This window comes from Streptomyces sp. NPDC059861 (assembly GCF_042731435.1).
In the GTDB taxonomy this organism is placed as follows: Bacteria; Actinomycetota; Actinomycetes; order Streptomycetales; family Streptomycetaceae; genus Streptomyces.
This window is the reverse complement of record NZ_JBHWJQ010000041.1, coordinates 36,669-49,600: the sequence shown is the minus strand read 5'-3', so window position 1 is coordinate 49,600 and position 12,932 is coordinate 36,669. Positions and strand designations below refer to the sequence as shown.

Below are 12,932 nucleotides of genomic sequence, written 5' to 3'. Positions count from 1 at the left end.
GGAACCAGAGATTCCTCTTGTGGGGATGTGCTCCTGTCGTCACAACCCTCACCCACGGACCTTGCCGAATGGGTGGCCATGAAGGCCCGGAGGGGTGATCATGAGGGGACCAGAGCGCACTTCCCATGAGGAGGCACGGGTGGCCGAGACTCTGAAGAAGGGCAGCCGGGTGACCGGCGCCGCGCGCGACAAGCTCGCGGCAGACCTGAAGAAGAAGTACGACGCCGGTGCGAGCATCCGGGCATTGGCCGAGGAGACCGGCCGCTCGTATGGCTTTGTGCACCGCATGCTCAGCGAGTCGGGCGTCACGCTCCGTGGGCGTGGCGGGGCGACGCGGGGTAAGAAGGCCGCTTCGGCCTGACGCCCGGGCGTTCCCCTCGACTTCGATGGTGGCCACCCGGTCGGTCCGCTGATCGGCCGGGTGGTTACTGTGCAGTCACTTACGAGTGCCTCGGTACGGCACTCACGATGACCGCACCCATCGGAGGCGCCCCATGGCTTCGTTCGACCCGGTACTCGACAAGGACGGCGTACGGCTCACCGTCGACGACGCGATCGCCACGGTGACGTTGACCAACCCGGCCAAGCGCAACGCGCAGAGCCCCGCTCTGTGGCGGGCGTTGGCCGAGGCCGGTCGGCTGCTGCCGGGCACCGTCCGCGTGGTCGTGCTGCGCGCCGAGGGCAAGTCCTTCTCGGCGGGCCTCGACCGGCAGGCCTTCACTCCCGAGGGCTTCGACGGCGAGCCGTCCTTCATCGACCTCGCGCGCGGCGACGACGCGGAGTTGGACGCGACCATCGCCGAGTACCAAGAGGCGTTCACCTGGTGGCGGCGCAGCGACATCGTCTCCGTCGCCGCGGTGCAGGGGCATGCCATCGGCGCGGGATTCCAGCTCGCCCTCGCCTGTGACCTGCGCGTCGTCGCCGACGACGTGCAGTTCGCGATGCGCGAGACCAGCCTGGGCCTGGTCCCGGACCTGACCGGCACGCATCCGCTGGTCGGGCTCGTCGGCCAGGCCCGCGCGCTCGAAATCTGCGTCACGGGGCGCTCCGTGCAGGCGGACGAGGCCGTGCAGAGCGGCCTGGCGAACGTCGCCGTGCCCTCCGCGGAGCTCGACGGCGCCGTCCGCGACCTGGCGGCGGCGCTCCTCGCCGCGCCGCGCGACGCCGTGATCGAGACCAAGGCGCTGCTGCGGGGCGCGGGCGAGCGGAGCTACGAGGAGCAGCGCGTCGCCGAACGCGCGGCGCAGGCGCGGAGGTTGCGCGACCTCGCGGGCCTCGGCGAGTGACGCCCTCAGCCGAGCGCGACCGCCGTGATCAGCACGGCCACCGTCGGGTGATCCTGTAGCGCGATACCCACCCTCGTGCGGACCTTCCGGGCCACCTCCACGGCCCGGTGATCCGCGTCGACGGCCAGTTCCACCCGGACGTGCCGGCGCGGCAGCGCGGCCTCGACCGGGTCCGAGCCGATGTGCACCGCCCGGCCCGACCCGCCCAGCACGCCGGTCAGGTGGGACACGCCCGGCACCGCCAGAGCCGCGGCGGCCACGGCGGCGGCCTCGCCGTCCGCGGGCTGCCGCGCCGGAGGCGGCTCCGGCGGTGGGACGGCGTCGGGTTCGCTCTCCTCGTCCAGCAGGGCCGTCACCCGCAGGTCGACCTCCGCCACCGTCAGTCCGAGCCGCTCCGCCGCCGCGGCCGACAGCGCCGTGCGCAACCGGACGGCCGTCGTCGGCAGCGGCTCGGCGGCCGTGGCCGCGAAGTCGGCCGTCACCCGGAGCGGACCGGGTGGCAGGGCGCTCGGCGGCGGGGGCACGGCGGCCGCGTGCGGGGCGTCGGGGTCGGCATGCGTGAGCCGCAGCGTTCCCAGCCGCACGCCCGGCACCGCGCCCGCCGCGTGCCGCAGCACCGTCCCGGCCGCGTCCTCCGTGATCCACGCACCGTCGCGCGGACCGCCCAGCGGGAGCAGTCTGCCGAGGTTCAGCTGCTGTCGTACTGCCTGCGTCCATCGGTCCGCCGTCATTGCTCCAGCCTGCCGCATTCCCGGCGCGGGACCGCGCAGCCTCACTTACGGTGGTCGCAGGACTACGGAAGGACGCACGGCGATGACCGACATGGACCGGGACCGAACGCAGACCTCCGAGGGCGAGATCGAGTCGACGGTGCAGACCCGCCAGCCCGCCAGGCGGGGCGGCGGGGATCCCGGGACCCGCGGCAGGACCACCATCGCCGACGGTGTCGTGGAGAAGATCGCCGGGCTGGCCGCCCGGGACGTCGTGGGCGTCCACGCCATGGGCAGTGGGCTGAGCCGCACCTTCGGGGCCGTGCGGGACCGGGTGCCCGGCGGGTCGAAGTCCGTGACGCGCGGCGTGAAGGCCGAGGTCGGCGAGGTGCAGACCGCGCTCGACCTGGAGATCGTCGTCGACTACGGGGTGTCCATCGCGGACGTCGCGCGGTCCGTCCGGGAGAACGTGGTCGCGGCCGTGGAGCGGATGACGGGCCTGGAGGTCGTCGAGGTCAACATCGCGGTGAGCGACGTCAAGCTGCCGGACGAGGAGGAAGAGGAGCCGGAGCCCCGGATCCAGTGACGTATCGTCATCCGAAGTCCGTAATGCACCACAATGGCATGGGATGCATCTCTACGGGACCGAACGACCCGCACGGCTACGAGCTGAGGAGCGAACGATGAGCAGGGCCGTGGTCGGCATGATCGCCGGAATGGCGCTGGGCTTCGCCGGATACTTCGGTGGGTTCGGCGCGTTCGTACTGGTGGCGGCGCTCGGCGCCGTCGGGTTCGTCGTCGGCCGGTTCCTGGAAGGGGATCTGGAAGTCGGCGACTTCTTCCGCGCCCGCGACCGGCGGCGGTGACACCCGTGAGCGGCGAGCCGGACGAACCCCGCGGGACGGGTGCCGTCATCCCGGCGGGCGAGCGCGGCCGGACCACGATCGCCGACCGGGTGGTCGCTGGGATCGCCGCCCAGGCCGCCCGCGAGGCGCTCGGACCGCTGCCGCGGTCGGCGGCCCGTCCACAGGCGACGGTCGTGGTCCGCCCTCAGGCTCCCCACCCCGCCGGACCAGCGGGAACGCCCGTCGACACCGCCCGGGTCCGCATCCATCTCGAACTGGACTACCCCACCGACATCGGTTCCCGCTGTGCTCAGGTGCGTTGTCATGTGGTCGAGCGGGTAGGCGCGTTGGTGGGAATGGCGGTTCCGGAGGTCGCGGTCCAGGTGGAGCGGCTGCATCTGGCGGCGACGGCGGCGCAGGGGAGGACCCGATGAGCGAGCCCCAGGGCTCCGAGGGCACCACACAGAGACTGCCGGTGATCGAGAAGGCCGAACCGGCGCTGGGCCAGTCCGCGTCGGCCGCCGCCTACGAACCCCGGCCCGGCGCCGACGGCGAGGACGGCAGGACGCACCGCTTCTGGTCGGCCCGCCGCGTCCCCGCGGCCGTCGCCGCCACCCTGCTCCTGGTCCTTTCGGGCCTCTTCCTCTACGACATCGCCGCCGTTCGCGCAGGCCGGCAGGCCATGTTCTGGCGCCGCGAACTGGCCCGGCAACTCGCCGCACGCCCCCTCGACGACGTCTGGGTCCTGGTCGGCGCGGGCGTCGCCGCCGCCCTCGGCCTCTGGCTGATCGTGCTCGCCGCGACGCCCGGCCTGCGTGCCGTGCTGCCCATGCGGCGCACGCACCCCGACGTCCGTGCCGGACTGGACCGGAGCGCCGCCGCGACCGTGCTGCGCGACCGGGCCATGGAGGTGTCCGGGGTGCAGTCGGCGCGGGTGCGGATGGGGCGCAGGCGAGCCGACGTCCGCGCGGTGTCGCACTTCCGTGAACTCGACGACGTACGCGCCGACCTGGACGACGTGCTCGCCGACGCGATCCGGGCGCTGGGCCTGTCCCGCAGCCCCGCGCTGTCGGTGCACGTCCGCCGACCCGGCCGGAAGGGGTGAGCGCGGTGCTCAGGACCGTCAACCGGGTACTGCTCGGCGTCGCGGGGCTCGTGCTGCTCGCGCTGGGCGGGGCGGTGCTGGCCGTCGGGCTCGGGGTGGAGGCGCCGTCCTGGTGGATCCACGCCGGACGCGACGACGTACTGCTGGCCGACGCCGAGCGGACCCGGTGGCGGGACGCGGGCTGGTGGTGGCCGGCCGTCGTCGCGGCGCTCGCGGCGCTGTTCCTGCTCGCCCTGTGGTGGCTGGTCGCGGTGGTGCGCCGGCGCCGGCTCGCCGAGGTGCTGGTCGACACCGGCGACGGGGAGGGCGCGCTGCTGCGGGGCCGGGCCCTGGAGGACGTACTCGCCGCCGAGGCGAGCGCCATGGACGGCGTGGCCCGCGCCCAGGTCCGCCTCAGGGGCCGTCGCACCGCCCCCGAGGCCCGCGCCAGGCTCCTGCTGGAACCCGACGTGGACCCGGGGGAGGCGCTGAACCACCTGACGACCCGTGCGCTCAGCCACGCCCGCAACTCGGCGGGACTGGCGTCGCTGCCGGCGAAGGTACGGCTGAGGGGCGTCAGGCACCGTGCGGAAAGGGTGAGTTGACGGCCTCAGAAGCCGTGCCTGGCCCCGCCGTCCACGGGCACCATGACCCCGGTCACGTAGGACGCGGCCGGCGACAGCAGGAAGGCCGCCGTCCGCCCGAACTCCTGCGGCGTCCCGTACCGCCGCAGCGGAATCCGCGATTCCGTGGCCGCCCGGGTGGCCTCCGGATCCGCCGACAGGGAATCCAGCTCCCGCACCCGGTCCGTGTCGATCCGCCCCGGCAGCACGCCCACCACCCGCACGCCCCGCGGACCCAGCTCCTCCGCCAGCGACTTGGCGAACCCGGCCAGCCCCGGCCGCAGACCGTTCGAGATCGTCAGCGCCGGGATCGGCTCGTACACCGACCCCGACAGCACGAACCCGATGACACCGCCGGCCTCCAGTTCCGCGGCCGCCGCACGGGCCAGCCGCACCGCCCCCAGGAACACCGACTCGAAAGCGGCCTGCCACTGCTCGTCGGTGACGTCGGCGACGAACCCCGCGGGCGGACCGCCCACGCTGACGAGAACCCCGTCGAACCGGCCGAACCGCTCCCGCGCCGCGGCGATCAGCCGGGCCGCCGCCTCCGGATCGGCGTTGTCCACGGCCACGCCGTGCGCGTTCGGTCCGAGCTCGGCCGCCGCGTCGGCGACACGCTTCCCGTCCCGTCCCGTGACGACGACTTTCGCACCCTCGGCCACCAGCTCGCGTGCGGAGGCGTTGCCCAGCCCGCGGGTGGCCCCGGTGACGACGTACACCCGGTCCTTCAGTCCAAGATCCATGCGACCTATCCTGCCTCCTCGTCCCCGAACAGGGCGAGGGCCGTGTTCACCAGACCGATGTGGCTGAACGCCTGCGGGAAGTTGCCGAGCTGGCGGCCGGCCACGGGGTCGTACTCCTCGGCCAGCAGCCCCACGTCGTTCGTCAGCCCCACGAGCTGCTCGAACAACTCGCGGGCCTCCTGCGTGCGTCCCGTCATGTGCAGCGCGTCCGCGAGCCAGAACGAGCACACCAGGAAGGTGCCCTCACCACCGGGCAGCCCGTCGACGGCGGTACGTTCGGCGCTGTAGCGGTGCAGGAAGCCGCCCTGGCAGAGCTCGGCGCGGACCGCCTCGATGGTGCCCCTCACCCGCGGGTCGTCAGCCGGCAGGAAGCCCACCCGCGGGATGAGCAGCGTGGCGGCGTCCAGTTCGCGGGAGCCGTAGTACTGCGTGAAGGTGTTGCGTTCCGGGTCGTAGCCCCGCTCGCACACCTCCCGGTGCACCTCCTCGCGGAACTCCCGCCAGCCCTCCAGATCGCCCTTCAGCTCCGGATCGCGCTCCATGGTGCGCACCGCGCGGTCGGCGGCCACCCACACCATCACCTTGGAGTGCACGAAATGCCGGCGGCCGCCGCGCACCTCCCACAGTCCCTCGTCCGGCTGCCGCCACGCGGTCCGCAGGAACTCCATCAGGGCGCACTCCAGTTGCCACATGTGCGGCCTTACGGCCATCCCCGAGATCCGCGCCAGCGACAGCGAGTCCATCACCTGCCCGTACACGTCCAGCTGCAACTGCAGTACGGCGTCGTTGCCGATCCGGACCGGAGCGGAACCGGCGAACCCGGCCAGCCACGGCAGCTCGGCCTCGGGCAGCCGCCGCTCGCCGGCCAGCCCGTACATGATCTGCATGTCCGCCGGGGCGCCCGCGACCGCGCGCACCAGCCAGTCGCGCCAGGCCTCCGCCTCCTCGTGGTAGCCGGCCGCCAGCAGCGCGCCCAGGGTGAGGGTGGCGTCGCGCAGCCAGCAGTAGCGGTAGTCCCAGTTGCGCACGCCGCCGAGTTCCTCCGGAAGGGAGGTGGTGGGGGCGGCGACGACGCCGCCGGTCGGGGCGTAGGTGAGGGCCTTCAGGGTGATCAGCGAGCGGAGCACGGTGTCCCGGTGCGGGCCCCGGTAGCGGCAGCGGGCCGACCAGGCCTGCCAGTCCGCGACGCTGTGGCGCAGCGACTCGTACGGGTCGACGAGGGGCGGGCGCGGCTCGTGGGAGGGGTGCCAGGTGAGCACGAACGCGACCTTCTCGCCCTCGCCGATGGTGAACTCCGAGTGCGTGCCGAAGTCCTCGCCCCAGGTCGGCACCGGCGGCTCGCTGCGCAGCCAGGCCGAGTCCGGGCCCGCGACGGCCACCCGGTGTCCGTCGGAACGGCGCATCCACGGCACGATGGAGCCGTAGTCGAAGCGCAGCCGGAGCGTGCTGCGGACGGTCACGCGACCGCTGAGCCCCTCCACGATCCGGACGACGTCGGGTGCGCGGTCGCGCTGCGGCATCAGGTCGGTGACGCGGATCGAGCCCTCCGGGGTGTCCCACTCGGTGTCCAGGACCAGGGTGCCGGGGCGGTACGCGCGGCGCGTGCAGGTGGGCGGGGTGGCGTCGCCGCCGTCGGCGTCGTCGCCGGCCTTGGGGGCGATTCGCCAGTGGCCGTTGTCCTCGTCGCCGAGCAGCCTGGCGAAGCAGGCGGCGGAGTCGAAGCGGGGCAGGCACAGCCAGTCGACGGAGCCGTCCCTGCCGATGAGCGCGGCGGTCTGCTCGTCGCCGATCAGGGCGTAGTCCTCGATGCGGCTGCCGGCGTGGTCCTCGGCGGAGTTCCTGGTGAGCGGGTGCACGGAGTGCGGGTTCCCGGGGGACCGGCGGAGCAATCCGGTCCGGTGGGCGAGGGCCGCGCGGACGGGGGCTACACCGGCGCGGGCGCGGTCTCCTCCTGCTGCTCCTTCGCCGCCTCCTGCGCGCGGTCCCGGGCCTCGCGGCGGGCCAGGATCACCCAGCCGACGGGGACGCCCGCCGAGAACAGCCACCACTGGATGGCGTACGCCATGTGGTTGCCGATGCTGTCGTGGTCCGGGGCGGGGATCAGCTCGGGTGTGTCGCCCTTCGGCTCGGGCGCGGTCAGTTCGACGTAACCGCCGAGGACCTGCTTGCCGAGGCGCTCGGCCTCCTGCGCGCTGTCGATCAGCATGATCTGGCGGTCGGGCAGGCCCTGGACGTTCTTGATGCCGCTCTCGGCGGTGGTCTGGTCGGGCATCAGCCGCCCGGTGACCGTGGTCTCACCCTGCGGGGGCGCGGGGAGCTTCGGGAACGCGGTCTGGCTCAGCCCGCCCGAGGGCACCCAGCCGCGGTTGACGAGCAGCACCTTGCCGTCGTCGAGGACGAAGGGGGTGAGCACGTGATAGCCGACCTCGTCGTCCGCGTTCGTGCGGCGGCGTACGACGACCTCGTGCGCGGTGTCGAAATGCCCCTGCGCGGTCACGCGCCGGTAGAGGTCGGCGTCCCTGATCTCGGCTCCGGGCGCGGTCAGCGACTCGACGGGGACCGGTGCGGCGGCCAGCGAATCGGCGATCACGGCGTTCAGCGCGACCCTGCGCTCGTGCCGGTGCAGCTGCCAGAAGCCCAGCTCGATCATCGTCGGGATGAGAGCGAGGGCGACAAGGGTGAGGATCACCCACTGCCGGGACAACAGGAAGCGGTACACCCCACGACCGTACATCTCGGGCCGTGGGGTGCGGTGCGTGGGGGTGGGGGAGGACTCCCCGGGGCTCAGACGCGGTCGACGATGCCCACCCTCCCCTCCGCGCGGGCGCAGTGGGCACCGCAGTACCAGTGGCCCTCGACCTCGACGCCCTGGCCGATGATCTGGACCCGGCAGTGCTCGCAGATGGGCGCCATGCGGTGGATCGCGCAGGCGAAGCAGTCGAAGACGTGCACCGCGCCCTGCGCGTGGACCTCGAAGGTCATTCCGTAGCTGTTGCCGCAAACTTCGCAATTCGCCATGCGCCACAGGGTGAGCCGTCCCCGGGGCGCGGGCGAGCGGGCGCCGGGCGAGTCGCGCACCAATCACCCGTCCGTACGGTCACCCCTCGGACGCTGCTTCCACGTCCCCGAGGAGCTGACCGAATGCCGCCTCGTCGACCACCGGCGTGCCGTACTGCAGGGCCTTGACGACCTTCGACGTGCCCGAGTCCGGGTCGTTGGTGACGAGCAGGCTGGTCAGCCGGGACAGGCTCGTGGCGACATGCAGCCCGGCCTCGACGGCGCGGTCCTCCAGCAGCTCGCGATCGATCGAGGTGTCCCCGGAGAAGGCGATCCGCATGCCCTGCTTGAGGCGCTTGCCCTCCTCGTACCGCCCCGGGTTGGGGTACGGGCAGGCGGGCCGCCTGCGGGACGGGCGCCAACCGCCGGGCCGGTATCCGCCGTGCCCGCCCGCCTGCTGCCCGATGCGCGCCGTGGGCTGCTCGGCCCACTCCGTCAGCGGCCGGCACTCGTGCAGCGGCAGCCGTACGCCGCCCTCCGCCGCGGCCCGCAGGCTCGGCCGGAACGCCTCCGCCAGCACGCGCGCGTCGTCCAGCGCGTGGTGCGCCCGCTGCTGCACGATGCCGAAGTGCGCGGCCAGCGACGCCAGCTTGTGGTTGGGCAGCGGAAGCTCCAGCGCCTTGGACAGGGCGATGGTGCACAGCCGCTGACGCACCGGAGCCTCGCGCCGCACGCGCGCGTACTCGCGGGCGATCATCTGCCAGTCGAACACGGCGTTGTGCGCGACGAGCACCCGGCCCTCCAGCCGGGTCGCGAACTCCTCGGCGACGTCCCCGAAGAGCGGCGCCCCTTCGAGCGCCTCGCTCGTCAGGCCGTGGATCCACACGGGGCCCGGGTCCCGCTCCGGGTTGACCGTCGTGTACCAGTGGTCCTCGACCTCGCCGCGCCCGTCCAGCCGGTAGACGGCCGCGGAGATTATCCGGTCGTCCCGGGCCAGGCCGGTGGTCTCCACGTCAACGACCGCGTACCCCTGGGGATACGCGGTCGGCCAGACTGTCGGGGAGGACGCTGCGGTCGCACGGTCTTCGAGCATGGTCACTGAGGATACGGGCCCCGACTGACATCGCTGTCCGTCAGGTCCCCTGGTCCAGCCGCCTGTTCGAGAGGCGTACGTGCGCGGGTGTGACGGCCGGTCAGGCGCACGCCGTGGGCGGGAATCGCCGGCAGAGAAGCGCGTACCGCTGGTAATACTTGTCGGTAACAACCCCTAGCCGTGGCCGACCAGGGGTCCTACGGTGCACCCATGCCGAACCTCCCCGATGTCGTGATCTGGTCGATACCGGCCTTCGTGCTGCTCGCCGTCATCGAGATGATCAGCGTCCGCCTCCATCCCGACGAGGACGCGGCCGGCTACGAGACCAAGGACGCGGCCACGAGCGTCACCATGGGACTCGGCAGTCTCTTCTTCGATCTGCTCTGGAAGATTCCGGTCGTCGCCATCTACACGGCCCTCTACGAGCTGACGCCGCTTCGGGTGCCCGTGCTGTGGTGGACCGTCGTGCTGATGCTGTTCGCGCAGGACTTCTTCTACTACTGGTCGCACCGCGGCCACCACGTCATCCGCATCCTGTGGGCCTGTCACGTGGTGCACCACTCGAGCGAGAAGTTCAACCTGACGACCGCGCTGCGCCAGCCGTGGACGTCTTTGACCGGATGGCCGTTCTACGTCCCCTTGATCCTTCTTGGTGTGCATCCGGCCGCACTGGCCTTCTGCTCGTCCGCGAACCTCGTCTACCAGTTCTGGATCCACACCGAGCGGATCGACAGAATGCCCCGCTGGTTCGAGTTCGCGCTCAACACGCCGTCCCACCACCGGGTGCACCACGCCTCCCAGGGCGGCTACCTCGACCGCAACTTCGGCGGGATCCTCATCGTCTGGGACCGTCTCTTCGGCTCCTTCGCCGCCGAGACCGAACGACCGGTGTACGGGCTGACCAAGAACATCGGCACGTACAACCCGCTGAAGGTCGCCACCCACGAGTACGCCGCCATCGCCAGGGACCTGAGGGCGGCACGCAGTTGGGGCGAGCGCGCCGGACGGCTGTTCCGCGGCCCGGGCTGGCAGCCGGCTCCGGCACCCACGGCGCCCTCCCCGGCAGCGGACCCGGCCGGGGAGGGCGCGGCCGCGTGAGCGTTTCCACCCTCCGTCGCGCCGTCCCCGTCCCGGCCACCGCCCTGCTCGCCGCCTTCGGCGTCGCCGCCGCCGTCGACCTCGTCTCGCTCGCCGTCGGCTTCGAGCCCGGGCACACCGTCGCCAAGCCGCTTCTGATGCCCCTGCTCGCCCTCTGGGCCCACCTGAGCGGCGCGCCCCGGCTGCTCGTCGCCGCCCTGCTGTGCGGCTGGGGCGGGGACGTGCTGCTCCTGTCGGACGCCGAGCCCGCCTTCCTGGCAGGCATGGGCCTTTTCGCCCTGGGACACGTGTGCTATCTCGCCCTCTTCAGGGCGCACGGCCGGCCGGACACCGCCCCACGCGCGCGGGCGGGCCTTGTCGCCCTCGGCTACGCCGTCGTCCTCACCGGCACCGTCGCCCTGCTCCGGCCCGGCCTGCCGGCCGACCTGCGCGTGCCCGTGGCCGCCTACAGCGCGCTGCTCACCGCCATGGCCTACGGCGCCCTCACCCGGCTGGGTCTCGTCGCCGGGCTCGGCGGCGCGCTGTTCATGCTCTCCGACACGCTCATCGCCACCGGCATCGCGAAGTGGCCGCAGCTGCCCGGGCCGGACTTCTGGATCATGCTCACGTACCTCGCCGCGCAGTTCCTGCTGACCTGGGGCACGCTCGGCGGAGGGCGGCCGCCGACGGCGGCGACGCACACCGCGGACCTGCAACGAACGGCGGCCGGGCCGGAGGGGTGACCCGTCCGGCGCCCGGCCGGCTGTCGCGGGCGCCGTGCGGACGCCCGCGGCTCGAGCCCTACTTGCTCACCGCGTCCAGCGCGTCCGCGGTGCCCCAGCCGTAGAAGCCGTTGTAGTTCTTCGGCCCCTCGCACACCGCGTCGACCTTGCCGTCGCCGTCGATGTCGTACGGGTCCGTGCACGCCGTGCCGTCCGCCTCGGCGTACAGCAGCGCCTTCACCAGCGCCGGCGGGGCGTACGGGTGCGTCGACTTGATCAGGGCGGCGACGCCCGCGACGTGCGGCGAGGCCATCGACGTACCGGCCATGTAGCCCCACCTGCCGCCGGGCAGCGTGCCCAGGATCAGGCCGCTGGTCGCGGGCGGGGCCGGCGTCTGGTAGGCGGTCGAGTCGCCGCCGGGCGCGGCGATGTCGATGACGCCCAGACCGTGGTTGGAGAACGACGACTTCAGGCCCTTCGCGCCGGTCGACGCGACGGTCACGATGCCCGGCAGCTGGGTCGGTATGTCGTAGCACTCCGACGGGTCGATCACCCGCTCGGTGGGCGTGGAGTCGTTGGGGGAGACCGGGTCGGTGATCTCGTCGGCCGCGAGGTCGTAGTTCTCGTTGCCGGCCGCGGCGACGTTGACGGCGCCCTTCTTCTCCGCGTACTTCGACGCCCGGGTGATGGCCTCCACGAGCGCCTTCTGGTCCGGGTCGTTCTTGCAGTTGAAGTACCACGGGTCGGTGTAATAGCTGTTGTTCGTCACGTCCACGCCGTGCTCGGCGGCCCAGACGAAGCCGCAGACGACGGCCTCGGTGTAGAAGTACCCGGCGGTGGTGGACACCTTGATGCCGGACACCTTCACGCCCGGCGCCACGCCCGTCATGCCGACGCCGTTCTTGGCGGCCGCGATCTCGCCGGCCACGTGCGTGCCGTGCGGGCTCTCCGCCGCGCTGGGCCGCCAGGCGCCGTCGGTGGTGTCCGGTTTGCCGGTGACGCAGTTGACGGACGCCTTGCGATCGAAGTTCGGCGCGATGTCCGGATGGGTGTCGTCCACACCGGTGTCGATCACGGCGACGGTCACCCGGTCGCTTCCGAGTGACTTCTCGTGCGCCTTGTCCGCCTTGATCGCAGGCAGGTCCCACTGCAGCGGCTGGAGCGGGTCCTGGCCCTCGACGGCGTCCACGTCCGCCAGGTCGTCGGCCGTGAGCACCTTCGGCGTGCCGACGTCGGTGGTCGACTGCGCGGGCAGCGGCGCCGTCCGTGTGGAGCCGGCCGACTGCACGCCCCGCGCCTTCCTGATCGTCCGGGCGAAGTCGGCGTTCGCCGAGTGCACCACGATCACGCCGATCTGCTGGTACGACATGACGATCGTGCCGCCGGCCTCGGCGATCGCCTTCTTCACCTGCCCCGAGTCGCTCCCGGGGCGGACGTTGACGACGTAGCTGAGCGAGGTGGCGTCGGCGGTGACCGGCGCGGGGGCCGGCGCCGCGGACGCGGTGGCGCCCGGCAGGAAGGCCAGAGAGGTCGCCATGGCCATTCCGACCGGGATCACCAGGGCACGGCGGTAGCGGGGGTGAGGCACTGTCATGGTGGGGATGTCTCCAGTTCGTTCGTGGCTGCGGGCGGTACGAGCGGACCGTGCGGGAGGTTCTTGGAGCGGGGGGGGGGGGGGGGGGGCCCGGCCGCCCCCGCGCGCACGGGCGCATATTACTGAGGAGGCGCGCAAGAATATAGATGTAGCAGTAA

The 12,932-nt window shown here is 72.6% G+C and carries 16 protein-coding genes; 9 read left to right on the top strand and 7 right to left on the bottom strand.

What is annotated here, in order from left to right:
* The first annotated feature begins 139 nt into the window (after nt 1-139).
* Both ACFV6X_RS29415 and ACFV6X_RS29410 read left to right on the top strand, forming a co-directional pair.
* A complete protein-coding gene (locus ACFV6X_RS29415) occupies nt 140-361 on the top strand; it encodes a helix-turn-helix domain-containing protein (RefSeq protein ID WP_018567695.1) in 222 nt (73 codons plus the stop codon).
* Between the two features lie 133 nt (nt 362-494).
* Nucleotides 495-1,286, top strand: a complete 792-nt coding sequence (locus ACFV6X_RS29410) for an enoyl-CoA hydratase/isomerase family protein (protein ID WP_385388466.1) — start codon at nt 495-497, stop codon at nt 1,284-1,286.
* Nucleotides 1,287-1,291: 5 nt separating this feature from the next.
* Here ACFV6X_RS29410 and ACFV6X_RS29405 read toward each other — a convergent pair whose 3' ends face one another.
* Nucleotides 1,292-2,017 (bottom strand): nucleopolyhedrovirus P10 family protein, encoded by a 726-nt coding sequence (locus ACFV6X_RS29405; protein ID WP_385388463.1) that lies wholly within the window; start codon nt 2,015-2,017, stop codon nt 1,292-1,294.
* 82 nt (nt 2,018-2,099) lie between these two features.
* Here ACFV6X_RS29405 and ACFV6X_RS29400 point away from each other — a divergent pair, with 82 nt between their 5' ends.
* The 5 genes from ACFV6X_RS29400 (at nt 2,100) to amaP (ending at nt 4,530) form a co-directional block, all read left to right on the top strand.
* Nucleotides 2,100-2,582, top strand: coding sequence for an Asp23/Gls24 family envelope stress response protein (locus ACFV6X_RS29400; protein WP_385388461.1), 483 nt, complete (start codon nt 2,100-2,102; stop codon nt 2,580-2,582).
* Nucleotides 2,583-2,679: 97 nt separating this feature from the next.
* Nucleotides 2,680-2,862 (top strand): hypothetical protein, encoded by a 183-nt coding sequence (locus ACFV6X_RS29395; protein ID WP_385388458.1) that lies wholly within the window; start codon nt 2,680-2,682, stop codon nt 2,860-2,862.
* 5 nt (nt 2,863-2,867) lie between these two features.
* Entirely contained in the window at nt 2,868-3,275 is a 408-nt protein-coding gene (locus ACFV6X_RS29390; RefSeq protein ID WP_385388456.1) for a hypothetical protein, read from the top strand.
* Nucleotides 3,272-3,946: a DUF6286 domain-containing protein gene (locus ACFV6X_RS29385; protein WP_385388453.1), complete on the top strand. Its 675-nt coding sequence runs from the start codon at nt 3,272-3,274 to the stop codon at nt 3,944-3,946. Before ACFV6X_RS29390 ends, ACFV6X_RS29385 begins: the two co-directional genes overlap by 4 nt.
* On the top strand, nt 3,943-4,530 hold the full coding sequence (amaP, locus tag ACFV6X_RS29380) for an alkaline shock response membrane anchor protein AmaP (protein ID WP_385388451.1): 588 nt from the start codon (nt 3,943-3,945) through the stop codon (nt 4,528-4,530). The genes ACFV6X_RS29385 and amaP overlap by 4 nt, the downstream gene beginning before the upstream one ends.
* A gap of 5 nt (nt 4,531-4,535) precedes the next feature.
* Here the strand turns inward: amaP and ACFV6X_RS29375 are convergent, their stop codons facing one another.
* The 5 genes from ACFV6X_RS29375 to ACFV6X_RS29355 form a co-directional block, all read right to left on the bottom strand.
* The gene (locus tag ACFV6X_RS29375; RefSeq protein WP_385388448.1) at nt 4,536-5,291 is read right to left on the bottom strand and encodes an SDR family oxidoreductase; all 756 of its coding nucleotides are present in this window, start codon (nt 5,289-5,291) and stop codon (nt 4,536-4,538) included.
* 5 nt (nt 5,292-5,296) lie between these two features.
* Complete coding sequence (locus tag ACFV6X_RS29370; protein ID WP_385388446.1) at nt 5,297-7,147, bottom strand: glycoside hydrolase family 15 protein; 1,851 nt, start codon at nt 7,145-7,147, stop codon at nt 5,297-5,299.
* Between the two features lie 68 nt (nt 7,148-7,215).
* Nucleotides 7,216-8,010 carry an SURF1 family protein gene (locus tag ACFV6X_RS29365; RefSeq protein WP_385388443.1) on the bottom strand — a complete coding sequence of 265 codons (795 nt, stop codon included), beginning with the start codon at nt 8,008-8,010 and terminating at the stop codon, nt 7,216-7,218.
* A gap of 65 nt (nt 8,011-8,075) precedes the next feature.
* Entirely contained in the window at nt 8,076-8,309 is a 234-nt protein-coding gene (locus ACFV6X_RS29360) for a hypothetical protein (RefSeq protein ID WP_385388440.1), read from the bottom strand.
* A 79-nt stretch (nt 8,310-8,388) separates the two neighbouring features.
* Nucleotides 8,389-9,381 carry a DEDDh family exonuclease gene (locus ACFV6X_RS29355; RefSeq protein ID WP_385388438.1) on the bottom strand — a complete coding sequence of 331 codons (993 nt, stop codon included), beginning with the start codon at nt 9,379-9,381 and terminating at the stop codon, nt 8,389-8,391.
* Nucleotides 9,382-9,591: 210 nt separating this feature from the next.
* Between ACFV6X_RS29355 and ACFV6X_RS29350 the strand changes: the two genes are divergently transcribed.
* On the top strand, nt 9,592-10,479 hold the full coding sequence (locus tag ACFV6X_RS29350) for a sterol desaturase family protein (RefSeq protein ID WP_385388435.1): 888 nt from the start codon (nt 9,592-9,594) through the stop codon (nt 10,477-10,479).
* Nucleotides 10,476-11,201 (top strand): lysoplasmalogenase, encoded by a 726-nt coding sequence (locus ACFV6X_RS29345; protein ID WP_385388434.1) that lies wholly within the window; start codon nt 10,476-10,478, stop codon nt 11,199-11,201. Before ACFV6X_RS29350 ends, ACFV6X_RS29345 begins: the two co-directional genes overlap by 4 nt.
* 58 nt (nt 11,202-11,259) lie before the next feature.
* Here ACFV6X_RS29345 and ACFV6X_RS29340 read toward each other — a convergent pair whose 3' ends face one another.
* Nucleotides 11,260-12,774: a S8 family serine peptidase gene (locus ACFV6X_RS29340; RefSeq protein ID WP_385388432.1), complete on the bottom strand. Its 1,515-nt coding sequence runs from the start codon at nt 12,772-12,774 to the stop codon at nt 11,260-11,262.
* Nucleotides 12,775-12,932 lie beyond the last annotated feature (158 nt).

Excerpts from the sequence above, each read along its gene's own strand:
- ACFV6X_RS29395 (WP_385388458.1), top strand. The coding sequence starts at position 2,680 with ATGAGCAGGGCCGTGGTCGGCATGATCGCCGGAATGGCGCTGGGCTTC.
- ACFV6X_RS29400 (WP_385388461.1), top strand. The coding sequence starts at position 2,100 with ATGACCGACATGGACCGGGACCGAACGCAGACCTCCGAGGGCGAGATC.
- ACFV6X_RS29360 (WP_385388440.1), bottom strand. The coding sequence starts at position 8,309 with ATGGCGAATTGCGAAGTTTGCGGCAACAGCTACGGAATGACCTTCGAG.
- ACFV6X_RS29410 (WP_385388466.1), top strand. The coding sequence starts at position 495 with ATGGCTTCGTTCGACCCGGTACTCGACAAGGACGGCGTACGGCTCACC.
- ACFV6X_RS29385 (WP_385388453.1), top strand. The coding sequence starts at position 3,272 with ATGAGCGAGCCCCAGGGCTCCGAGGGCACCACACAGAGACTGCCGGTG.
- ACFV6X_RS29350 (WP_385388435.1), top strand. The coding sequence starts at position 9,592 with ATGCCGAACCTCCCCGATGTCGTGATCTGGTCGATACCGGCCTTCGTG.
- ACFV6X_RS29340 (WP_385388432.1), bottom strand. The coding sequence starts at position 12,774 with ATGACAGTGCCTCACCCCCGCTACCGCCGTGCCCTGGTGATCCCGGTC.
- ACFV6X_RS29355 (WP_385388438.1), bottom strand. The coding sequence starts at position 9,381 with ATGCTCGAAGACCGTGCGACCGCAGCGTCCTCCCCGACAGTCTGGCCG.
- ACFV6X_RS29375 (WP_385388448.1), bottom strand. The coding sequence starts at position 5,291 with ATGGATCTTGGACTGAAGGACCGGGTGTACGTCGTCACCGGGGCCACC.
- ACFV6X_RS29405 (WP_385388463.1), bottom strand. The coding sequence starts at position 2,017 with ATGACGGCGGACCGATGGACGCAGGCAGTACGACAGCAGCTGAACCTC.